This is a genomic window from Asticcacaulis sp. AC466 (assembly GCF_000495815.1).
Lineage (GTDB): Bacteria > Pseudomonadota > Alphaproteobacteria > Caulobacterales > Caulobacteraceae > Asticcacaulis.
This window is the reverse complement of the sequence record NZ_AWGE01000005.1, coordinates 308,097-331,642: the sequence shown is the minus strand read 5'-3', so window position 1 is coordinate 331,642 and position 23,546 is coordinate 308,097. Positions and strand designations below refer to the sequence as shown.

The following is a 23,546-nucleotide window of genomic DNA, read 5'->3' as shown; positions in this document are numbered from 1 at the left end:
TACCCGGCCGGAACCTTTCGTCATGAGTCGCCTTTAACGGCATTTGGCGCAAGGGTTTTGACCAAGGCCTCAGCATTTAGCACCTGTGGCAAAATGACGGGCGCGCGGCCCGGCGCATAGTAGACATAGAGCGGCACCCCCGAACGTCCGAATGTATGTAGGTAAGCCGTGATACCGGAATCCTGGCGCGTCCAGTCCCCTACCATATAGACAGTCCTCGACGCTTTAAGCGCCGTTGCGACCTTCCCATCGGACAGAGCCGTACGTTCGTTGACCTTGCAGGTGACACACCAAGCCGCCGTCAGATCAACGAGAACCGGCCGGCCTTGCGCCCGTAAGGCCGTCAGGCGCGAGGCCGAAAAAGACTCATACGGAATGGTAGCGAGCGTTGCCGACACCGTTCCGGCAGCCGGCGCTTGCAGCGCGCCGAAGATTCCCGCCAGGACGCCCAAGCCCATCCCCGCCCCCTTGATCCAGGGAGACGACCGAGAAAATATCAGGCTTGCGCCGACGCTGGTCAGCGCCAAGACCAGCAACCAGACACCGGTCAGGCTGACCTGCTGGGCGAACACCCAGACCATCCACGCCGCTGCGGCATACATGGGTACGGCCAGGGCGTGACGCAGACGGCTCATCCAGGGTCCAGGCTTGGGCAGATATTTCGTCACGGCCGGGATACGGGTCAACAGGTGCGCCATGATAACGAACGGCGCGGCGAATCCCAGGCCGAGCGCGGTAAAAATGGCAAGCGACACGCCTCCTCCCTGCGCCAGGGCCACGCCAACAGCCGTCGCCATGAAAGGAGCGGTGCAAGGGGCCGCAACGACGACCGCCAATACACCTGTCAAAAACGCGTTGGCGGATGGCGATAAGCGCGTCATGCGGCCGGCCGTATTGCCGGCAACGGATTGCAGGCCTTGTCCAATTTCAAACAGGCCTGACATATTCAGCGCGACCAGGAGCAGGATGAGGCTTAAGGTCGCCGTGACCGCCGGGGATTGCATCTGGAACCCCCAGCCCAGCGAATGCCCCAGCTCTCGGGCGATTTCCAGCATGGCAGCCAGCGATAGAAAGCTCAGCATGACGCCCACGCCATACAGAAGCGCCTCGGTTCGCGCGGCGGAGGTTTCGTGACCGGTCCGCGTCAGCGCCAGAAGCTTCATCGACAGGATGGGGAAAACGCATGGCATAAGGTTCAAGACGAGACCACCTAGGAACGCCAGCCCTATGGCCAGGGCGAGCGCGGCCCATGACAGACCTGCCGACCTCGGAGGCGCGGGCGCTGCCGAAGCCTGGATGCGAAAACTTTGCCCATCGCCGAGCACCAACACGCCACTCACGACGGGAGCGGCAACGGCGGGTCCGGACGCGGCCACCGTCACCCTAAATCCTGTGGGCAAGGCGGTAATCGACTGTGTCGCAGCGGGCGCAATCACATCGCTGGATTCGTTGAAGAAATAGGCGCCGCGAATTTGACGGTCGGACGGGTGCAGAGATGAGGTGCCTTCGGGCGCCGTAAAATCAAAAACGGTACGTCCACTCTGCTGTGCCGCCGACACATTAAGCGCCAGAGTCTTCGGCAATTGCGCCATCGCCACCGCCAGCCGGTCATCCTTCGCTACCGTCCGCATAACCGGTACGATGATAGACACATCCCGGCTGACGGGCTCGCATACGTCGCGGCAGACCAGCGTTTCTATATGCGCCTTGATCGTCAAGCGCGTCCCCGGAGCAAGGGTACTGGCCGCGTGCAATCGGGTAATGAGCGTCGACGGTTCATCGTAGCCGTAGGTCACCATGCCGCTGAACTCGAGCCAGCGCGGTGTCGGCCACTGAATCGGTTCGACCGTCACGCCTGCCGGCAATTGCCAGGATATTTCCGCAGGCGCGCCTGTTTCGCCGGGATTGCGCCAATAGGTATGCCAGCCCGGCGCAGGCCTCTGGACCACACCCAGACCCAGTTCACCGCCCGGCGCGATACCGTCATGTGCTGTCACCAGCGTGATCGCAACAGCGTCACCGTCTGCCGCTGCATGTGCCGCCATCGGAAGCATAAGACTTAGTGCGAGGGTGTAAATCACCCCTTTCAGAACAGAACCCATGCTTTTACACCTTCAGATTTCAGGAAAGACCACGCATCCCGCCCATGCAGCATGGCAAGCGTGGACAAAATGCCTGCTTCCACGCAGGTCGGTGCGGCAACAGTCACCGACCGAGGCGCGTCACGAACTGGCCATCCTGTCCGTGGGTCGAGGATATGCCCGTAACGCACCCCATCCTTGAAAAGGTAACGGCGGGCATCGCCGCTGGTCGTGATGGCGCCATCGGACAATTCGATAACCCCTTCCGTGCCGCTGTCGTCTTCGACGGACTCGATGGCCACGCGCCACCGCCCCCCTTTGGCGCGAGGACCGCTGACACGCAGGTCGCCACCGAAATTGACGAGGACAGGTGTATCGCTGATCGCCTGCAACCGCTGAACCGCCAGATCGACGGCATATTCCTTGGCCAGCCCCCCCAGGTCGATTTCCATGTCGAGCGGCAGTGAAATTTCAGGCGGATGCCATCCAACCTTAGACCAGCCCACACGATCACGTAAGCCGTCCACCTCTTCCGGCGAGGGAATATTGGCGGAGCCGTCGAAACGCCAGACCCGACGCAAAACGCCGGAGGTAATGTCAAACTGTCCCGCGCTGAGGGTATAGCATTGGTCGGCGTAAGCGATCAGACCGACCGTTTCGGCGTCCAAGGCGACAGCTTTGCCACCGCTTTGATTGATATGGGATACGCAACTGTCTTTGAGATAGCGACTATATTTATGTTCTATGCGCAGAGCCTCAGCCTCGGCAATCTCGCCGAGGCTGAGCGCAAGACTCGCATCGTGGGTTTCCATGCGGATTTCGCACGGAGACCCCATGGCGCCGAACTGGTAGACGAAACCATTTTCCGCTGCGGCGAGCAGGCCCTGAGGCTGTAAGGTAGCGGTGTAAGACACGCGTCCGCCTATTGGAAGGCGAAAGTGTAGCCGACGATGACGCTGGTGGCCTTTATCCCCGAAAACAGGTTTTCGGTTTTCAGGTCGCCGATGGCCGTCGCCGGATGTGCCGCGCCCGTTTGATTGTAGGAGTCGGCACGCACATAGAGTTCGCCGTTTGTCGTTACTTTCAGCCCTACCTTAAGTCCCACGGTTGTTGCCGTGAACTTGCCAAGGCGGCTGTCCGAAGACGCGTAATCCGGCAGTGTCTGACCGTCGATGAGATAGTCATGGAAGAAATTCGCCTTGGACTGGCTGTAGTACCGCAGGTGTGGCTCGACATACAAAGCGCTGGTAATGGCGACCCGCTCGGCGATTTCTGCCGTTACAGAGTTTATCCCCCAACTGTCATGATACAACCGGCCTGAAATATCCGTGACCGTAGGCCCCAAAGCTATTTTGTTGCCCATATATAGGCTCTGGCGAATACGGGACTTGGGGCGACTTTCATATAGGTATCTTACCGGCGCGCCGGTGGTGCCATCGACGACCGAGATAAGGCGATACGGATCGGTTTGATACCCGTTGGCGCTACCCACGCTGTAATTCACCTGGGCCAGCCAGTTGCGGTTCATAACCTGGGTCACCCCCAGTACGGCATTGACGACCGTTTTCGACTGGTTGGGGCCTTTTTCGAGCGCGCTCATCTCCGTCAGAGGCTGGGGCGTACCGAAATAGGGGTTGGATGTGTCATATTCCAGGTTGACTGCCGCTGATACGGTCGTGTTCTTGTCGAACAGGTCACGCGCCAGGCCGAACGATCCCGACAACGATTTGAAATCCCGCTCGGTCGATAGTCCGCCGCCGAAGGACAGTCGTGTAACAGCGTCTATCGGCGTGGTATATCCAAGATCGACTGCATATCGTGTGTCCCTGAACCCATAGTCCAGCGGCAAGGCGTGCGGATCGGCCGTGTACTGGCTGGCGACAATATCGGTGCCGGGCAGGGTCACCGTCTGGCTATGTCCGGATGCGCTGGTCGTGGTCGTCTGAACGCCCTTACTTTTGCTGGGCGAGATGAAGGTCTGGGTGGCTTTCCAGGGGGCTGCACCGTTAGGCGTAGCACCCGTGAGCGAGTCGGCGGTGAGCTTGACGCTCAGGATTTCGCCGTCAGAGCCATTAAATGTAATGGAAGTGACGGGCTCGGTGGCCTTAACCCGGCCGCCGGCTTCCTGATAAAACAAGATGGCGGTATCGACTCGTGTCAGGCCCAAATCGCTGCTGGTGTCGCTGGTCGGTGTTCGTGCATCAGGCGATGGGCCATAGGCGCTGTGACTGGCTGCTGGCGACACGTCCTGGGCATGAAGGCCGGTGGCGGCGAACAGCGAAGCGGTAAGCAGGCCAAGTGTGCGCGTAAGCGCGGCGGGCGTGGGGCTGATCAATTGCATCCGCAACCTCCCCCTTCAAACCCGCGGCCGCCGGTCGAGCCTTCCTTGCTGAAATAGATGTGATCATCCGCGGCAGTGATATGGGGATGCGTGTTCAGGGCCATGCCCCGGGTGGCGAGCAGGTCACGGTCCCACGGCTTGACACCAAGGGATGAGCAGCCTGTCAGCCCATTCAGACACAACAAGGCGAATACGGCACCGGCGGCGACGGCGCGGCGCGTCGAATGATATCTATTTTTCACGAAGCAGGCTTTCAATTTGAGCGCGGTATTCGGCCGTCTGGGCCGGGAAGAAGCCGTTGTGCACGTAGCGCACCCGACCATCGCGCCCAATAAGCAGCGAGGTGGGCATGTCCTTTATGCGATAGGTGCTGGCGAGCGACCCCTTGGGGTCGTAAACTACGTTCAGATCACTGTTGAGCGACTTGAGAAAGGCATCTGCCTTTTGACGAGAGTGGTCGAGATTGACGGTAATAATGACCAGATCGTCACCGGCATGCGCAGCCTTCAGATTTTCCATGTACGGAAACGAGTTCTTGCACGGGCCGCACCAGGAGGCCCAGAAATCAAGATAGACGACCTTGCCCTTATAGGCGCTGAGATCGATCTGTCCGTCGGCGGCGTGCGACGGGTTGAAACCCAGCATCAGGCTGCCGGCAAACGCCAGGCAGGCCGCCGCAAGGCCGCGTATCTGTTTCACCGTCGGACGTGTTCGCGTCTTCGGCGCCAATGAAATATCCATCCGGGGCATCGTCCATCCTGTGCTGGCCACTTGCCGGATAGACACCGTCCATGGAACGGACTCGTAATGGAATGCGACGATTGTGGGCGGTAGTTAAGCCATGCCTCTATCCGTAGTTTTGAAGCGCCACGTCGTAAAACGTCTTCGCCGACTCGAACGGCGCGGGACGCCCGAACAGATAGCCTTGAAGGCTGTCACATTTTTCCGTCTTCAAAATCTGATATTGATCGTCGGTTTCAACCCCTTCGGCGACGGAACATATACCCAGACTGGTGCAGATACCCGACACAGCCCTTATGATCGCCAGGCTGTCATCAGAATGCCCCAGATCGCGGACGAAGGATTGATCGATCTTGATCTTATCAAACGGGAAGGTGCGAATGTAGTTCAGGCTGGAATAGCCGGTACCAAAATCGTCGAGGGAAATCTTAACCCCTAGCGCCTTCAGCGCGCGTAGGATTTGCAAGGCTTCCTGGGGATCGGCAATCATGATGCCTTCGGTAATTTCCAGTTCGAGGCGATGCGGCGCCAAGCCGGTCTCCCTCAGGATTGATTTTACGGTGTCGATAATGCCGCGGGACCGGAACTGCACCGGCGACAGGTTTACTGCGATGGAGAGATGTTCCGGCATCGTCGCGGCGTCGGCGCAGGCGCGGCGCAGGACCCACGCGCCCAATTCATCGATTAGGCCCGTTTCCTCGCTCAGGCTGATGAATTCCAGCGGAGACACCAGACCCCGTCGGGGTGACTGCCAGCGAACCAGGGCTTCAAAGCCGCTGATAATCCCTTTTTTTACGCACAACTGCGGCTGATACCAGACAACGAATTCATTGCGCTTGAGCGCATTACGCAATTCGAGCTCCAATTGACGGCGCCGGTCCAGGGTTTCGTGCATATGATCTTTGAAGACGCAAGCGCAGCCCCGCCCCTCCGTCTTGGCCTGGCTTAGCGCCAGGTCGGCATTACGCAGGTAATCGTCCGACGAAAGCCTGGCGTCGTCGCTAAATTCGATGCCGATGCTAACGCCGATCACAACCTGGTGCCCATTAATGTGATAAGGCGCACTTAAGCGGCTGATGATGCGATCGGCGAGCCTGTGGACGTCGCCTGAGCGCTTGACATTGGTCACCAGCAAGCTGAACTCATCACCGCCCAGTCGAGAGACCAGATCATCAACGCGCAGGAGCGAGCGCAGACGTCCGGCGACCTGGATCAACAGGGCGTCACCGACCGGGTGGCCAAGCGTATCATTCACCGCCTTGAATCGGTCCAGATCCATGCATAGCAGAGCAAATCGCCTATTGCGGTTCCGCGCATATCTATCAACGGCGGCGTCCAGCCGGTCATGAAACAAGGTTCGGTTCGGCAAGTCGGTCAAGGCGTCGTAGTGGGCCATATGCGCGATGCGGGCCGAGGCTGAATGGCTTTCGGTGATATCGGCCGTTAAATCAATAAATCCACCGTCATCCACGGGGCTACGCGAAATACGAACCACCTGACCCGACGGCCAGGTCTGCTCAATCGTGTCCGAAAGGGTGACTGATATAGCCATATGCGCCGTTATCGCCAGTTGCCATTGCAGCCGCGTAGCGGCGTCGATTGCGCCCGCGTCACCGCTTAGCACGCTGCGCGCCAAAATGTCCCCCAGCCGGCGGCCTTCTGGTTCGAAATCGGCCGGTAGCGCATAGAGTTGCCTGAACATCTTGTTGCACACCACCAGGCAGCCATCCCGGTCAAACAGGCTCAAGGCCTGAGGCATGGCATCGAGGGCGGCTTCAAACCGGATCTTGTGGACATCCGACTTGAGCAGAGCCGCGCGCAAGCTATCTGTCTGAAGTTCGATTTCTTCGGCCATCAGGCGGTTGGCTCGGCTTGTCCGAACGCGCTGGCGATCCGTTTCGGCGTAGGCATCATTTATGGACTGAAGAAACTGTTCCAGGTTTAGACTGCCAGACTCGCTGGCATCAGCGAGTTGTTGGCCAAGGAGACTGTGCAGAGGCTTGTCCATTACGCCACCTCCGCCAGCAAGGTCAGGGTCATGGTTTGATTGTGCAGTCCGCTCACAATGGAATTGGGATAGGGCGCGATTTCGCCGTAAGAATAGAAGCCGATCTGGCTGTCTTGCTTGCCGAGCAAACGGGCTACGGCCCGCACCTCGTCACCGGTCCGTTGTCCCATAAGCAGCCGTCGCCCGACGCAGGAGATCAACACGCTTAACGACGGATGAATGCTATCGTCGCCGCTTTGCAGGTCACAAAGCGCCTGGGCGGCGGCGTCTTCAGCACCGGCCACCAGATGGCTAAGCTCACCCTGCATGAGCCGCGCGTTCCACCCTTGCGGAATATCGCCGGCGAAGGTCAGGCTTCTGGCCTCGCGGTCAACAGCCAGTGTCGTACGTACCAGCTTTTCATCCGGACGCGCCGGATCGCTGATTTCCAGTGGGTAGAACAGGCCCGACGCCGGCAGGTCTGCGGCTTCGTCGCCAAGGTAGGTTTCATAGAGATCCAGGGCGGGCTTGCCGTCTAGTTCGTATAAAACGGTGCCTTCGGATCGGGTTATTTGCCGCCTCGGCCCAAACACGTCCCAGCCACCAGCGGTACCGTAGCCAAGACGAAGCGCGCCGCCGTAAAATCCCAGGGCCGTCACCGCCCCCCCGCTGGGGACGCCGTCATCCAGCACCAGGGTTTGAGCAAACCGTGCGCCGTCCCCGGCCAAACCACCGCTGATACGCACCCGTGGCCCGACGACTTCGGTTAGACCGTGAACGACCGCGCTGCCATTGATATTCAAACCGTTACTCAGGAGAAAGATAGCGCGCAGGTCGCCATCAGCCAGTATTTTGCCGAGCTCTCGTCCTGCGGCCTTACAGTCTTCGGCGTCGTCAAGGCGCACGCTGGTCGAACGCAGACGCGTATGATCGAATCCCACGGCCATAGCGACCATCCCATCGTCACACAACTGGTTACCGACAATGGTTGTGCCCGTGCTGCATCCCATGATGTGGGCGTTCGGATATGCCATTTTGAGAGTCCGAGACGCTGCTTGAGCACTCAAATTGTCTGTCTGGCCGAATATCAGCACCAGGTCAGGTGACCGGCTTAACTGCCTATCTACAAGAAGGTGGCTGGCGTCGGTCGTCAGGTCCAGTTTTTGGGTCCACATATCGCACCTTACTTTCTCGACGTAAGAAGCGGCCCGATGATGCACAGGTACACATGTTACGCGACAATACCGAATATTCATCGATTGAGACAATCGATTGGATAACACTATTACGCGAATAATTTAAAGGCGCATGAATCGACATGCTTAACCGGTCGGCACGTTATGCGTCCGACTGCCGCAGGCAGGTTAGTCTGTAAGGCCTTGGGTTAAACCGGTTTGGCAGCGATGACGGCGCCATGGTAGGTGGCCGCTATAAAATCGCGGACCTTCTGCGACGTGAGCGCATCAGCCAGGGCCCTAACGCGGACGTCGTCCTTATTGTCGGGCCGGGCAACCAGATAGTTGAGATAGGGACTATCGGCCCCTTCGATAATCAAAGCGTCCTTCTGCGGATCGAGCTTCGCATCCAGCGCGTAATTGGTATTGATCAGCGCCAGGTCAACCTCGCCCAAGACACGTGGCAAGGAGGGCGACTCCAGTTCCTTGAACACGAAGCCTTTCGGATTGCCGACGATATCCTTCGGCGTGGCCGCGATATTGGCGGGGTCCTTCAGGGTGATCAGGCCGTTTTTGTGCAAAAGGATCAGCGCGCGACCGGTGTTGGTCGGATCATTGGGCAAGGCGATCACGGCGCCGGGTTTCAGATCGGCGATCGATTTCACCTTGCGCGAATAGGCGCCGAACGGCTCGACATGCACACCGACGACGGGCACGAGATGTGTGCCATGTTCGGCGTTGAAGGCGTTAAGGTAGGGCAAGGTCTGGAAGTAATTGGCGTCGATCAGCTTCTGGTCGACCTGTAGGTTGGGCTGAACATAGTCGTTGAACACCTTTATCTGTAGATCGATGCCCTTGGCCGCGAGGTCCGGCACGACCGCCTTCAGGATTTCGGCGTGCGGCACGGCGGTCGCCGCTACCGTCAGCACATTGGCCTTCGCGGCCGGTTTGGCGCAGGCGGTGACGGCCAGCGCCGACAGGACGAACAAACGACGAGAGATCATGACCGTATTCCTATCTTTTGTGAAAACGCGAAACCAGCGCGTCGCCAAGCATTTGCAGGCCCTGCACCAGCAAGACAATGAGCGCAACCGTGACCACCATGACATCGGTCTGGAAGCGTTGATAGCCGTAGCGCACGGCCAGGTCGCCTAGTCCGCCGGCGCCGACAACGCCGGCCATGGCGGTATATGAGACCAGTGCGATGGCGGTCATGGTCACCGCAGCGATCAGGCCCGGCATGGCTTCCGGCAGGAGGGTGTGGAGGATAATCTGGCGTTTGCTAGCGCCCAAGGCCTGCGTCGCTTCGACTACGCCGTGCTCGACCTCGCGCAGGGCGGTTTCAACGAGGCGCGCGAAAAACGGCGCGGCCCCCAGGACCAGCGGCGGGATCGCGCCCTTGACACCCAGTGAGGTGCCGACCAGGGCCAGGGTCACAGGAATGAGGAGGATGAAGAGGATAACGAACGGGATCGAGCGCATCACATTGACGATCAGGCTAAGCAGCCCGTAGCTGACCTTGTTCGGCGCCAGACCGGTGGGCGACGTCACGGACAACCAGATACCCACCGGCAGCCCGAGTATGACACTAAATATCAGCGCACCGACCAGCATAGCCACGGTTTGCCAACTGGCGAGGGCGACTTCCGTGCCGTCTATATGACTGAAAAACTGACTCAATTCGGTCATGACAGCGCCTCCACGCGAACGCCACTGGCAGTAAGCCGCTCAATCACCCGCTCGCGGTCCGGTCCCGAAATATCGACGATCAGGTGGCCGTAGGGCCCGGTCTTGAGTTCGGACACCTGCCCCGCCAGGATGCTGAAGCGGACATTGACGCCCTGCGTGGCCGCGCTAAGGGCATCGCCGGTCACCACCTCGCCGAAATAGGTTAGACGCAGACGCGTCTCTGTGGCACCGGCCACGACCGGCGCATGTGGCAATAGATGGCGCCCCAGGGCCTTGGCGGCCTCGCTTTGCGGATCGAACAGGACCTGTGCTACCGATCCGACCTCGGCGATCCGGCCGGCGTCCAAAACCGCGACACGATCACAGATTTGCCGCACCACATCCATTTCGTGCGTAACAACAACGATCGTCAGGCCCAGATCGCGATTCAATTCCGCCAGTAAGGTCAACACACCCTGCGTCGATTCGGGATCGAGTGCGCTGGTGGCTTCGTCGCACAGCAGGATATCGGGCGCATTGGCCAATGCGCGGGCGATGGCGACGCGCTGTTTCTGGCCGCCCGACAACTGGGCCGGATATTTATCGGCATGTTCGCTGAGCCCGACCCGCGCCAGCAGGTCGTCGACCCGGCGCTGATCGTCGGCGGTGATGGTCTTTTTGGCCAGTTGCAGGGCGAACAAGACGTTCTGCCGCGCGGTCTTCGAAGACAGCAGACCAAACGACTGAAAGATCATTCCGAGCTTGTGACGCAATACCGACAGTTGCGCCTGGGTCAGCTTGCCAATATCTGCGCCATCGATTTCGACGGTGCCGCGTGTCGGCGTCTCCAGACGGTTGATTAGCCGGATAAGGGTCGATTTGCCAGAGCCTGACGGGCCGATAACGCCGAAAATTTCACCGCGCGCAATGCCGAGGCTGACACCTGCCAAGGCATCCTGGCTACGGCCCTTCAAGGCAAACCGCTTGGCCACATCGCTTAATTGTATCAGGGACACGATCTGATCCTAAGAAGACAAGGGCGGTTTGTAGCGGATGCAGGCGCGCAAGGTAAAGACTGTTCTATAAATCTACACTCTTTTTGTCTTCATTAGTGAAAATGGATTAGCCTCCGTTGGGACTTTTTTCACACACGACAAGCCGCCTAGCCGGGACGAGATGTCTACCGGAGCAGATCCGCCGGTTGCGCCTTATTAAGCACGCCCAGGGAGAAAAAGCCGGACACGGCCGCGATCAGCAGCAGCCCCACGCCGACCGGAAGCGTGACATAGGACGGAAAGGACATGGGGACATTAATCCATCCGGCCAAACACCAGACCAATCCCGTAAACACACCCGCCAGCCCCAACCCCAGAATGCCGACCCACAGGCTCAACTCCATCACGATAAGACGTAGACTCGACATCGGTACGCCCAGCGCGCGCAGGCCGGCAAATTCCTTGATACTCGCCGTAATAGCGCCCTGGAGAATTTGCCAGGTAATCACCACGCCTATGAAGGTCGAAACAACGACGCTGAAGCCCAGAATTATGGAAATGCCCCCTTCCTTGAGCAGGGCAATCTGACTGCGCTCCGATAGTGTTTCACGTGTCCACGCGCGGTATTGTCCGCCCCCCATGGCATTGATTTCCGCCGCCACCTGTCGGGCAAGTTGCGGATCCCTGATCTTGACCATAATGGCGCCGACACGATTACCTTCACGGAAGACCTGGAGCAGTTCAGCCGTGCGCCGTGACATGTATATCGTGCAGTTGAACAGGGCTGGATAGCCTTCGATAATTTCGCTGACCTGAACACGCCGTCCGTTAATCTTCGCTGCGTCCCCTTTCTTGACGCCCAGGCGGGCAAGGGCGGATTTGTCTACCAGAACAGAATAGGGCGCCTTCAACGCGTCGACCGCCTCGGCGCTGAAGTCCGTCGGCAAGGTTACGGATCCTTCGACGAGGTCCACTATCGCAATCAGGACGCCTTCGCTTTTCGAGTGTTGCCCCGCCTTGGGGAAGTTGGCCCAGGACGCCCAGCCCGTATCAAAGGATTGCGCTTCGAGCACCTGGGGGTGGTTATACACCATCGGTATGAGCCGGCGGGGCTGACTGAACCCATTATTATAAAGGCTTTCAGATTGCGGCGACAGGATCATGACCTCAGCCGGCGAATGGTCCACTGTCGCGGTATTGGATTTTCCCATGCCGACAAACATGCCGACCATCGACAAGACAAGCAGACCGGAAACAGCCAGGGCAACAATGGCGGTGACGTAGCGCCGCCATTCATAGAGCAAGGTTAGCAAAGCAAGTGACATATACGGCTTATGACCTTCGAAGGAGAGACAGCAGGTACGTCGACAGCGGTTGACCCTTGCGGCGCCGACCGACAGCATGCTTAAAAAGACGGATAAACACAGGCGCCGCGGTCTCGTTAATTGCGATGACGCAGACGGTTGCAGACAAGGGACGAACGGTTATGAAGATGGCATCGAGACTGTCCGGCGGGTGGCTGGCGGATACTCACGGGCTGCGTCTGACACCATTATTGATCATGGTTGGCGCTGTGACATCGGTTGTCGTCGCGACCAGTATCACCTCGGAATGGATCGACGGCCTGTTGAGAACTGGGGATGTATCACTGTGGCCGGCCGTGAACGGGATCAGCAGCGCCGCCGCTATTGTTGTCCTCTGCCCTCTGATCTTCCGGTTCTATCGGCGCAGCGCACGGAGCGCCTTGCCATGGAACCGGCTGGTAGCCCTGCACGTTTTGGCAGCCTGCGTTTTCTGCCTGCTGCACGTCGGGATCATGGTAGCGCTTCGCAAATTGATCTACTCGGCCGGCGGAACGGCTTACGATTTTTCGACCGGCAACCTGCCGCTGCAACTCATCTACGAGGCGCGTAAGGATGTCCTGACCTATGCCGTGATTGTCGGTATGGTCTGGATTTCCGATCGCTTGATCGCCGCCAACCGAAAGGACACGCCATCAGACCCGACCGGACATATCAGCATCAAGATTGACAACCGTGTGCACTACGTCGCGCAAAACCAGATTCTATGGATTTCCGCCGCTGGCAATTATATCGAACTGTTCGTCAGCGGCCGCGAAACGCCCTGGCTCGTTCGCGACAGTCTCGGTGCCTTTCAGTCGCGATTGCCCGCCGGCACTTTTACACGCATCCACAGGTCCCATACGATCAACCGCCTGTTTCTGAGTGATGTCGCCCTGGCACCATCGGGTGACTTCACCGTGACGCTCAAGACCGGTCACCAGATTCGGGGCAGCCGCCGGTTCAGAAAAAACCTGAACGTCTAGACTTGCTGACCGGCGGTCATTTAAGGCCTGCCCTGCGTCAAACCTTTTGAACACCGGATCAATGCAGGGCGACGACGTTGTTCAGTTGCGTGATCTCCTTGCCTTCGGCCAGCCGCACCCGAACGCTTAGGCCCGACAGGGATGGACGCCCCCCCAACTTGAGTTCGACCTTAGCGGTGTGAGGCTTGAGGTCCGCACACCCCGGCAGGGGCGGCGTCTTCGCCTGCGCCAGCACGCGCCCTTCCGCATCGATTACTTCGACCCAGCCGGCCGGCGCCGCCTGAATGCCGAGACTATGAACCGTAACACTGATGCGTCCGCGCTTCACGTCTATATCGTCCACGCCTATGCCGAGATCGGGCCGGCCTTCCACCGCGTCCGTGGGTGTCATGAGCTTGAACTCATATACCGTGGTCTGGCCAGGCCGGAACGACACATCCACGCCCACGGTTTTTTCGAACGCGATCGTCGCCGTGTCCGTTATGCCGGTCAAGTTGTCGCTGGCATCGCCTGAGCCTGACGTCACCTGCCACTGGCCGGCGGCGACATTCCATCCCGTCAAAGTGGCCCGGACCGGGCGGTCACTGGTATTGTAGGCGATGACCTTGAAATGATCGCGCGCTGCATTGGGCATCAGAATGGCCACCTTCACCGCGTCCTCCGGGTCCGCGAAGGCCCAGCTTACCGTATTGCCAGGGTATATGTTGCCGCGCACCGTAGCGACGCCGCCCAGCCGCGAGCGTTGCAGATACTGGCTGTCTGCCTCGACGCGGTCTGTCCACCAATGCCCCTCGGTCTGCGTATACAGGGTGGTCCCCTGCTTTTTCAGTTCAGCAGCGTACAGGTCTTCCAGGTAAGTCTTGTCACCTGTCATTTCCCAGGCAACGAATTTTTCCAGGTTGCCGCCGCCGGCCTTTGCCTTGCGCACCGCGGCCGCGCCCCAGCTATCCTGCATGTGGAGCACATTGACCAGGTCTTCGTTCAGGCTGGCGATCGGTCGTATGTTGTCAGCCTCAGCCACGATCCGCGCGCCGCCAACAGTGAAGGAATCGGATTTATTGGCTTTTTCGACGGATGACATGATCGGTGCGAGATACGCCTTGTCGCCGCTCCAGCGATAGGCGGTCCAGAATATCTGCATCGGCGCAGACCCCGCCGGCAAGTCACCGCGCGTAGCATCCGTCCGCCAATTGATTTCATCCGGAAACGTCATGATGCCCTTGGCGTCCGGTTTGCCATGGGCCAATATGCCGTCGGCTAAGCCAGTCACAACGGTCTTGCTGGTTGGATCACCGTTGAATTCGCCCATCAATATGCCGGGATGAAGCACCAGATACGAATAGTATTTGCCCCACTCCCACGGCCCTTCGCGGTAACTATCCGTTCCGCTGTACCAATTGGTGTTGAAGTGGCGATGCCCGGCGCCGTTGACTGAAATGATACGGTCATAGGCAGCAACCGTGGTCATCAGGCGTTCGACTACCTTGGGGTTGCCATAGTTCAGGTACATGGCGCCGCTATTGGTGTTGATGCCTTCTTCGTAGACGTGCAATTCGTCCGTCATGATGGTCGACAGTCCGTTTGTCATCATACCGTTACGGTATATAGCCTCGGCCACGCGCATCTGGGAGACGCGGATTTTCTCCCTATCAACGCCCATGAGCGCAAGGCCAGGCCATTGTCCGACCAGGTCGGAATCGTCGGACAATCCGCCACCGAAATCGCCGTAATCTGACTGGCGGTTATCGATCCACCAGTTGACGAAATGGCGCACGCCCTTCAAGTCTTCCAGTTGCCGGAAGGCCCACAAAGGTACACCCGCCGGTGGCGTCGGTTGGGTGAAGGGCAAGGTGCCCTGGCTGCCGAAGGTGATATCGGCCCAATATTCCCGCGCCAACAGATTATCTGGGTCAACGCGCAATAGGTCAGTCGCGTCGGCAACCACCCGTTCATAAAGCCGTTCACGCTTGCTGGCCGTATGTTCCTCGACGAGGAAGCCCCAGTTGTCCTTCACCTGGTTGAAGCGATCGGCAATGTGTTCGGTCAACGCCGCCTTCCGGTCCTTGAACACAAGCCGTATCTTCGTACCGTTCAGCGCGGCGGCGTCGAAGTCCTGATCGAAGCCAGCAAAGGTCAGGTACAGGCTTTTATTGGGCAGGATGCGGTCGCGCAGGTCGAGCCACAGGGTACGCGCCTCGTTTGGCTTAACCGAGACGGTGATATCCAACATATTGCGGTCCGGCCAGATCGGGTCCTTGACTTGGATATTGAGCGGATAGAGACCATCCGGCCCCGGCTTGACGTTCAGCGCCGGCAAATCGATGGCGATACCGTCCAAGCCGTCATGCATGTTCTCCCAACCATATCCCCACGACCGATACAGCATCAGGTTGGCAGGAGACGCGCCGTATTCATAAGGAATGAGAACATGCACCAGTGGAAGCCGGTGGCCTTCGGCCGCTGGCGCGGGCCTTGAAGGGGCCGCATCCGGCAGAGCGACCACCGTCGTTCGCGCGTCCGGCGCGTAACGGCCCGCTATAAAGGCGTTCAGCTCCGTCAAATTGGGAGAATCAGCCAAAGCATTGCTTCGCACGGTATAGGTTTGGGTGACCGTACCCTTTGGCACCGCACCCGGTGTGACATTATAGGCGGCGATCTCCTGAATCGGCGTTTCCTGGGCGATGTTGGTAAAGCGCAGGACGCCACCCGTCATCGGCTCGGCGAACTGGTTGAAAGTCCTCTCTTGATCCTTCGCCCGCGTTGCAATCTGGCGGGGCTTACCGTCCGCGTCGGTAGCATAGGTCAGGCTGCCATAGGCGGCCCCCTGAATCTCAAGGTGGTTCCAGGGCTCGTTCGGCAGGGTGAGCGTCAGCGTCTTGCCTCCCTCGACATAGGTGTTCCAGTCCGGCAATGTAAAATAATCATTGCGGCCCGGCAGACGCGACCGGTTGTAAACGCCGGGCCATGTCGTTTCGCTGATGCCGTCGGTCGCCTTATACATAAAGGCCTTTATGTCCTTCGTGTCGGCAAATTCGACCTTGCGGATGGTTGTCACCGGCGCGCTCAGGGCAACCGGCGTATCACCTGGCCTATTCCAGCCGTACCGCAGGTTCCATTCCGCCCGGGCCGCCGCGTCGCTCAGATTGGTCGCGGGCTGGGCCGGAACCTCAGGCGCCTCATTGCGCGCCAGCGCTGCGATTTGCTGGTCGTCTAGCCCGTGATCGTAGATGCGCAGTTCATCATAGTCGCTGCCGCGCATGAAGTTATAGCGGCTCATGACCTGGTGCGGCGACACCGCGCGCGCCGCCATGCCAAATTGGTCGAGGCCGCTGTCGAGTACGGCCACCTGAGATTTGGCCGCCACGGCCTTGCCGTTGACATACAGTTTTACGCCGGTGTTTTCATCCCATGTGAAGGCCAGATGCGTCCAGGCATCTGGCGCGGGCAACTGGTCGAGCTTGAACGACACACGAATACGCGCCAGATTGTTGTCGGTCACGAACGCATCATAGCCATGACCGTTCCAGTCGATACGCAACCAGACCATGTCCCAACTGGTATGGTCGGCATAACCGACGCGATAGAGGACAAAGGGCGCGCGGCCCACGGGGGTGCGTGAGCGCCAGAAAAAGGACACCGTACCTCGCTGGGCGTAGATATTCCCCGGCGCCTTCCAACTGAGGACATTGTCATCATTGGTTTGGAGCGCGCCGCCGGACAGGCCGGTCGGCACGATCGCCACCTTGTCGGCAAAGTTCGGCACGCCGTCGCCACGGGCAAAATCGGCGATCAGGCTTTTGTCGGCAGACAGATGGAATAACAGGCCACTGGTGTCTGCTCCCGTTCCCGCGGCATCCCCCTGCCCCGCCCAAGCCAAACCGAAAAGGCAAAGTACAATCCGTCCTGTCCGGTGCTGAAACGCCCGCGCGCGCTGTTTCGATGTCATAGCGTTCCCATCCCTTGCCTGCCGGTGGCCCGGCTTTTTTTCAAGTCTGAGCTGATGGGTAATCCCTATTATATAAGGATGTCAACCGGTGTCATTTTTGTCTTTACTCTCACCTTTGCGTGACCTCATAACGCGAACAATAACATCTGATCGAAATAAATCAGAAACGACGGCGTCAATTGCGCATCGCTCCCGGTGAAATAGCCGATGGGAACCGCGCCAGCGTCGTAAAAAATTCACGTGGCGGGGTCTGGGCCGGACTGCGTTTATCCATTAGCGCCATAAAAATTGTGTTCAGAGTTGAAGTCTGCCCGAATGCCGGAACCGGAAAACGTTATTCACCTGCCTGGCCGTCTCGCCGAGGGGCGCGCCAATGCTGCGACCACGCGGGCTCTGGCGGCGGTGATCGAGGCCTATGACAGACGGCTCTGGCGATATCTGGCCCGCCGGCTGGCGCAGGACGATATCGCCGATGCCCGACAAGACGTCTATGGCCGCCTGACCCGCATCCTCAGCGCCGATCCAACCGCGCAGCTTTCGGCCGCCTACATCTTCAAGACTGCCGATTCCATTGTCCGCGACCACTTCCGCCGGCGCCGTGTGCGCCATCACGATTCGCATATTGAACTGGAAGACCATGTCGCCGCCGAAGCCCCTTCGGCTTTTGACACCTTGCACTGGCGGCAAAACCTGAACCGAGTCCGGCAGGCGCTCGACAAACTTCCTCAGGTGCAACGCCGAGTCCTTCTATTGCATCGCCTCGACGGCATGAGCCTGCCGGAGGTCGCCCAGGAACTGGGCGTGCCCCTGCGCACTGTCGAACGTCACCTTAGCCGCGCCCTCGTCGCGTGCCGCATTACCCTGGAGGAGGCCGGATGGCCGAAAAGAACATGAGGGACAAGGACACGCAAAAGCGTCTGAACGCCGCCGCGCTACGCCTTATCTCGTCTAAAGATATGACAGCTTCGGCCAACGAAGACGAAGCGGCGATCGCCGAGACGTGGGAAGCGCTCGAGATGCTGCGCGCCGACGCGGACATCATGGCTGAGTTGCGCACCCCTTATCGCGCGCCCTTCTGGCAGCGCACCGAGGGCATAAAAACCCTGGGTGCGGGCGTGGCCGCCTGCGCGACGATCGCTGCGGTCGCATTGGCCCTCGTCTTGTCACCCCAAACCTATGTCACTCGCGTGGGCGAACAGCGCCTGGTGTCCCTGGCTGATGGTAGCCAGGTCACACTGAACACGGACAGCCGGATGTCGGTCCGCATAGATGGCGGGCAGCGGCGCGTAACGCTGGAACGCGGCGAGGCCTATTTCGACGTCGCCAAGCTGGGCGGTGCCCCTTTCGTCGTCGTCAGCGGCGCGAGTGAAGTCCGCGTCACCGGCACGCATTTCAACGTCAGGCGCGAGGCAAGTTCCGTAAGGGTCGATGTCGAAGAAGGCCGCGTCCTGGCCGGTGCTCATGCCGCAACCAACCCGGCCGGTGCCGCCATACTCACCGCTAACCAGGCTGTGACACTCGATGAGCGCGGCCTGGTGCGCCAACGCAGCGTGGCCGATATCGACCGGGTCAGCAACTGGCGGCGCGGACGTGTCTATTTCAATGAAACCCCCTTGCGTGACGCGGTCGCCGACATGAACCGCTATACCCGCACGCGCCTGGTCATCGCCACGCCCGGCATTGCCGACATGCCGGTCAGCGGCATCTACCGCGTTGGCGCGTCAGACAGCTTTGCCAAGGCGCTCGGTCTTGCCTACCCCGTACAGGTCCAAACCCACGACGATGTCATAGAAATTTCGCAAAAAGGTCACGCCGCCTTCAAGTTTTGACAGCCTGTACCCTGTGTAGCGTGAAGAGTTTGTGACAACTGGCGGCCCCGTCATCAGACCGCGTTACTGAGGGCTTAGAGTGTTGTTACGAACACGGCACGGGCGGACTTAAGTGGCGCAAAGTGGGTTCAGGCGGAACAGACTAAAAGGTGGACCGGGGACGATATCCCTGGTCCTGTATCTGCTGTTTGCCGCTGCGACCTTGCCGGTACAGACGGTCCATGCCGAAGCGATCCAGCCGTTCAACGTGCCTGCCCGTCCATTGGCGGCCGCCCTCGCGCAGCTTGCCGATCAGGCCGGCATCCAGATCATCTTTGTCGGCGCCGAGGTCAGAGGGCGTAACAGCCACCCGGTTTCAGGCGCAATGGCCATTAACGTGGCCCTCCAGCGCGCCGCGGGCAAGGATTATGAAGTCGTTCAGTCCGGCGATACCTACGTGATCCGACGCCGGGCCAAGACCGTTTCACAGCAATCACCCGCTCAACCCGCCCCTAGCCAAACCGACGAGGCGCCCCAAGAGGTCATCGTCACAGCCCGCATGAGTCCGCTGTCGCGTACACCACTTGAGTCCAGCTATGCCGTCACACGCCTCACGGCCAACACGATCCAGATGTCAGGCGCCTTGAGCGCCGCCGATCTGCTGAAGGCCGTGCCCGGCTTGTGGGTGGAATCCTCGGGTGGCGAGGCCTCTAACAATATCCGCGCCCGCGGCATTCCCCGTGATGGCTTTTCATCTCTTGCCGTCCAGGAGGACGGTCTGCCGGTCCAGCATGACCCGGGGCTTGGCTATCTCAATGCCGACCAGTCGTTTCGGATCGACGACACCCTCCGGGCGGTCGAGGTCGTGCGCGGCGGCCCGGCCTCTGTCTTCGCCTCAAATGCTTTGGGCGGCCTGATCAATCTCATTCCGCGCGAGGCGCCGATGCAGCCGGAAATGCGTCTGCGCCTGCAAGCCGGTGACGGCAATTACCACCGCGTCGATCTGTGGACCGGCGGGCCTGTGGGGGAATGGCGCGTCGCCACAGGCGGCTTTTATCGGGCCGACGACGGCCTGCGGCCGACGGGCTATACCGCCGACAAAGGCGGACAATGGCGGATGACGGCTCAACGGCAATGGGAGCACCTGAAACTCTCCCTGGATTACAAACATCTCGACGACCGCGTTGCCTTCTACCTGCCCGTGCCGCTGCAAGTGACGGCCGATGGTCAGATCAAACCCGTGCCCGGCTTTAATGCGCTCTACGGCACGCTGGCCGGTCCGGATACCGCTGCGGCGAAAATGCTTGATGCAAAAGGGCAGCCCTACCCGTTCGATCTTAGTCGCGGCACCGAGGTCAGGCTGGATCAATATACGGTCAAGCTACGTTATGAACTGAGCGATGCCCTGACCTTTAATGAAAGCCTGCGCTGGCGCCGCTCATCGACCTGGCGCAACGGCCTCTTCCCTGGCTATCCCAATACGGCCAGCGAAAAACTGAAGACCTACCTACAGGCGGCGCAGGCCATCTACCCGCAGGCCACACAGCTCGGCCTGAGCTATGCCGACGGTAGGCGTTTCGCCGGAAGCGGACTGGCCATTGACGCTACCCTGTCCTCGGTGCGTATCCCGCTCAGCGAACTGATCAGTGAAACAAAGCTGGAGGGTCAAGCCGGCGGGCATCATTTCACAGCCGGTCTTTATGTGGCCCAAGTCAACATGTCGATGAAGCGCCTGACCGCCACCACTTTACTGGAAGCGCGCAATCAAGCGCGGCGCCTCGACATCGTGGCCTATGACGCCGCCGGAAATGCCTTGGGCGCCATCACCCAGGATGGCTTTACCCGCTACGGCGCCCAGTTTGACACCTATTCCGGCACTGAGCGATCGATCGCGGTATATGGCACCGACGAATGGACCTTCGGCACATGGCGCGCCGACATCGGCATCCGGCTGGAACAACTGAGACTAGCCGCCAATGTCGAACAAAGCCAGGCCTTTCAGGGACCGGATACCCTGCATATCGGTGACGATGCGGTTCTTGGCGGCACCGGGCAATTCAGTCTTATGGCCCGTGAGTTCGACGGCCATACACTATCGCTTGGCCTGACCCGACCCATAGATGACCAAACCCAGATCTATGGCCGCGTCACACGCACCCAGTACCTGCCCAACCTGACCGACCTGACCTCACCGCCCGCCGGTGATATCCACAGCGAGCCCGTGACCTTGTCCGAGTTCGGCTTCAAGCATGCGACCCCGAGTAGCTATCTGCAAATTGTCGCCTTCTCGACCGCCTTTTCCGCTTATCGTGTCACCGATAATGTCTTTGATGCCAAGACCAACGCTTATTCGCAACGCGCCGCCTATGGCGATACTCTGACTGTTGGCCTTGAGGTCGAGGCGCTTTGGCGCGCGCACCGAGACCGCACGGGACCGGATCTGGCCCTCAGCGCGACCTGGCAAAAGCCGCGCTTCGAAAACCTGCGCTATACCGAACTGGTCAATGGCGCGGCGATAATCCGCGACTTTAGCGGCAACCGCCTGCTGCGTGTCCCAGAGATTATGGTGCGCCTGACGCCCGGTTATGGCTTTGCCAAGGGACGTGGCCGCATCGAGATCCCGATTGAATATTATGGTGATCGTTTCGCCGATGCGGCTAACACCGCACGCCTGCCCGCCTATGCCACACTCGGCGTTGCCTTGCGCTATGATCTCGCGCCGCGCCTGACCTTCATCCTTACCGGCGACAATCTCGGTCAGACCCTCGGCCTGACAGAAGGCAATCCACGCGCCGGCCAGATCGTCAGCGGTGACGCCAATGCGACCTATTTCGCCGCCCGGCCGATATTCGGCCGCAGCTTTCGCGCGACCCTGTCCTTTAGACTTTAATTGGAGAGCCATATGTCCCTGAAAATCCTCGGCCTCACCGCCCTCGTCGCCGTGTGCGCCTTAACATCCGCGAAGGCGGCCCTTGCGACCCCCGATGTCGTTTTAAAAGGCCGCCTGAATGGTACTGCGCATCAGACCTATATCGACCTACCGTTCACGGTCCCCGACGGCGTCACCCGCCTTAGCGTCAAGTTCCGATACACCGGCCGTGAACAGAAAAGCACTATCGATCTGGGCCTCAATGACCCCAACGGTTTCCGCGGCTGGAGCGGCGGCAACAAGTCAGAATTCACCCTGTCGGCCACTGACGCCACCCCCTCCTATCTACCCGGCCCGATTATCGCCGGCACCTGGAACCTGGTCATGGGCGTACCCAACATGCGGCCAGATGCCACCTCAGACTACCAGGCCGAGATTACCTTTGGCCATGTCGATGACAAGGCGACAGTTTCGGCTTTCACCGACAAGCCGCTGAACGACAAGGCCGGATGGTATCGCGGTGACTTCCATTCACACAGCGCCCATTCCGACGGCAATTGTCTGTCACTCGGCGGCCAGACCGTGCCCTGCCCTGTGTTTTTGACGCTTGAGGCCGCCAAGGCGCGCGGCCTCGACTTCATTGCGCTCAGCGATCACAATTCGATATCGCAATATGATGCCGAGCGTGAACTACAGCCGTATTTCGATACCTTGCTGCTGATACCGGCGCGTGAAATCACCACCTTCCACGGCCACGCCAATATCTTTGGCACGACCGAATTCGTCCCCTTCCGCCTTGGCACGAAGGACCTGCCCGACGTCAAGACCCTGGCGGGGATCGTCCACGCCAAGGGCGCGCTGATTTCAATCAACCACCCGATGGCGCCGACCGGTGAAGCCTGTATGGGGTGTGGTTGGGACGCCCCAACGGACTATGCCGATATCGACGCCGTGGAAGTGGTCAATGGCGGTTCGGTTTTCGCCCAGCATGGCGTTGAAGGCCCGACAGATGGCATTCCCTTCTGGCAGGCCCGTCTGAATGAAGGCCATCACCTCACAGCCATCGGCGGCAGCGACAATCATGATGCGCCGGATACGCCCGAACACCGCAGTCCAGTCGGCCTGCCAACCACCGTCATCTACGCCGAAAATCTCTCCCAGACCGCCCTGCTCATCGGTCTGAAAAAAGGACGCGCCTTCGTCGATATGGGGGTGGGCGTCGACCGTATTTTGGACCTCAAAGCGAGTGTTGAAGGCCGAGCCGAAAAAAAAGTGGCGGTGATGGGCGAAACCTTGGCGGTCCATGCCAACAGCAACGTTTTAGTAGAGGTCGAAGTTAAAGGCGAAGCCGGAAGTCGCGCCGAGTTAATTTTGAATGGTCAAACCCAGCCGCAGGTTCTGCCTGTGGATTCCGGCCGCGCCAGCATCAGTTTTCACGTCACCCTAAAGGGCCAGTGCGCCCAATGGGTGCGCGTAAATATTCGCGACAAGGATGGGAAAATTAAAATGATATCCAATCCAATCTATTTCAATATTTTTGAAAGATAAGTCAACAATCACAATACTGAAATATAATTGATATATGCTGCCTGCGCAGCCTTTGCGTTAA

Annotated in this window: 17 protein-coding genes; 5 read left to right on the top strand and 12 right to left on the bottom strand. The window is 59.5% G+C overall.

Going from position 1 to position 23,546, the window contains the following annotated elements:
• Positions 1-20: 20 nt before the first annotated feature.
• The 11 genes from AEAC466_RS28615 to AEAC466_RS28570 form a co-directional block, all read right to left on the bottom strand.
• Entirely contained in the window at positions 21-2,102 is a 2,082-nt protein-coding gene (locus AEAC466_RS28615; protein WP_035429273.1) for a protein-disulfide reductase DsbD family protein, read from the bottom strand.
• Entirely contained in the window at positions 2,087-2,995 is a 909-nt protein-coding gene (locus AEAC466_RS28610; protein WP_023457206.1) for an FAD:protein FMN transferase, read from the bottom strand. The genes AEAC466_RS28615 and AEAC466_RS28610 overlap by 16 nt, the downstream gene beginning before the upstream one ends.
• An 8-nt stretch (positions 2,996-3,003) precedes the next feature.
• Complete coding sequence (locus tag AEAC466_RS28605) at positions 3,004-4,422, bottom strand: DUF3570 domain-containing protein (protein WP_023457205.1); 1,419 nt, start codon at positions 4,420-4,422, stop codon at positions 3,004-3,006.
• A complete protein-coding gene (locus tag AEAC466_RS44400) occupies positions 4,413-4,664 on the bottom strand; it encodes a DUF4266 domain-containing protein (protein ID WP_023457204.1) in 252 nt (83 codons plus the stop codon). The genes AEAC466_RS28605 and AEAC466_RS44400 overlap by 10 nt, the downstream gene beginning before the upstream one ends.
• Positions 4,654-5,163 (bottom strand): TlpA disulfide reductase family protein, encoded by a 510-nt coding sequence (locus AEAC466_RS28600; protein WP_023457203.1) that lies wholly within the window; start codon positions 5,161-5,163, stop codon positions 4,654-4,656. The genes AEAC466_RS44400 and AEAC466_RS28600 overlap by 11 nt, the downstream gene beginning before the upstream one ends.
• Before the next feature lie 106 nt (positions 5,164-5,269).
• On the bottom strand, positions 5,270-7,171 hold the full coding sequence (locus AEAC466_RS28595; protein ID WP_023457202.1) for a putative bifunctional diguanylate cyclase/phosphodiesterase: 1,902 nt from the start codon (positions 7,169-7,171) through the stop codon (positions 5,270-5,272).
• Positions 7,171-8,325: an FIST signal transduction protein gene (locus AEAC466_RS28590; protein ID WP_023457201.1), complete on the bottom strand. Its 1,155-nt coding sequence runs from the start codon at positions 8,323-8,325 to the stop codon at positions 7,171-7,173. Before AEAC466_RS28590 ends, AEAC466_RS28595 begins: the two co-directional genes overlap by 1 nt.
• Before the next feature lie 209 nt (positions 8,326-8,534).
• Positions 8,535-9,329, bottom strand: coding sequence for a MetQ/NlpA family ABC transporter substrate-binding protein (locus AEAC466_RS28585; RefSeq protein WP_023457200.1), 795 nt, complete (start codon positions 9,327-9,329; stop codon positions 8,535-8,537).
• Between the two features lie 10 nt (positions 9,330-9,339).
• The gene (locus AEAC466_RS28580; protein WP_023457199.1) at positions 9,340-10,014 is read right to left on the bottom strand and encodes a methionine ABC transporter permease; all 675 of its coding nucleotides are present in this window, start codon (positions 10,012-10,014) and stop codon (positions 9,340-9,342) included.
• Positions 10,011-11,003: a methionine ABC transporter ATP-binding protein gene (locus AEAC466_RS28575; protein WP_031238354.1), complete on the bottom strand. Its 993-nt coding sequence runs from the start codon at positions 11,001-11,003 to the stop codon at positions 10,011-10,013. Before AEAC466_RS28575 ends, AEAC466_RS28580 begins: the two co-directional genes overlap by 4 nt.
• A gap of 170 nt (positions 11,004-11,173) precedes the next feature.
• Positions 11,174-12,313 (bottom strand): ABC transporter permease, encoded by a 1,140-nt coding sequence (locus AEAC466_RS28570; protein WP_023457197.1) that lies wholly within the window; start codon positions 12,311-12,313, stop codon positions 11,174-11,176.
• A 167-nt stretch (positions 12,314-12,480) separates the two neighbouring features.
• Here AEAC466_RS28570 and AEAC466_RS28565 point away from each other — a divergent pair, with 167 nt between their 5' ends.
• A complete protein-coding gene (locus tag AEAC466_RS28565; protein ID WP_162148931.1) occupies positions 12,481-13,314 on the top strand; it encodes a LytR/AlgR family response regulator transcription factor in 834 nt (277 codons plus the stop codon).
• Positions 13,315-13,372: 58 nt separating this feature from the next.
• On the opposite strand, the gene AEAC466_RS28560 is transcribed toward AEAC466_RS28565, so the two are convergent.
• Positions 13,373-17,260 carry a LamG-like jellyroll fold domain-containing protein gene (locus AEAC466_RS28560; RefSeq protein ID WP_081714554.1) on the bottom strand — a complete coding sequence of 1,296 codons (3,888 nt, stop codon included), beginning with the start codon at positions 17,258-17,260 and terminating at the stop codon, positions 13,373-13,375.
• Positions 17,261-17,575: 315 nt separating this feature from the next.
• Between AEAC466_RS28560 and AEAC466_RS28555 the strand changes: the two genes are divergently transcribed.
• From AEAC466_RS28555 to AEAC466_RS28540, 4 genes are all read left to right on the top strand, one after another.
• Positions 17,576-18,154: an RNA polymerase sigma factor gene (locus AEAC466_RS28555; protein WP_023457194.1), complete on the top strand. Its 579-nt coding sequence runs from the start codon at positions 17,576-17,578 to the stop codon at positions 18,152-18,154.
• Positions 18,136-19,089 (top strand): FecR family protein, encoded by a 954-nt coding sequence (locus AEAC466_RS0122200; protein ID WP_023457193.1) that lies wholly within the window; start codon positions 18,136-18,138, stop codon positions 19,087-19,089. Before AEAC466_RS28555 ends, AEAC466_RS0122200 begins: the two co-directional genes overlap by 19 nt.
• Before the next feature lie 112 nt (positions 19,090-19,201).
• On the top strand, positions 19,202-21,958 hold the full coding sequence (locus AEAC466_RS28545) for a TonB-dependent receptor domain-containing protein (protein ID WP_155913521.1): 2,757 nt from the start codon (positions 19,202-19,204) through the stop codon (positions 21,956-21,958).
• A gap of 12 nt (positions 21,959-21,970) precedes the next feature.
• The gene (locus AEAC466_RS28540; protein WP_023457190.1) at positions 21,971-23,485 is read left to right on the top strand and encodes a CehA/McbA family metallohydrolase; all 1,515 of its coding nucleotides are present in this window, start codon (positions 21,971-21,973) and stop codon (positions 23,483-23,485) included.
• Positions 23,486-23,546 lie beyond the last annotated feature (61 nt).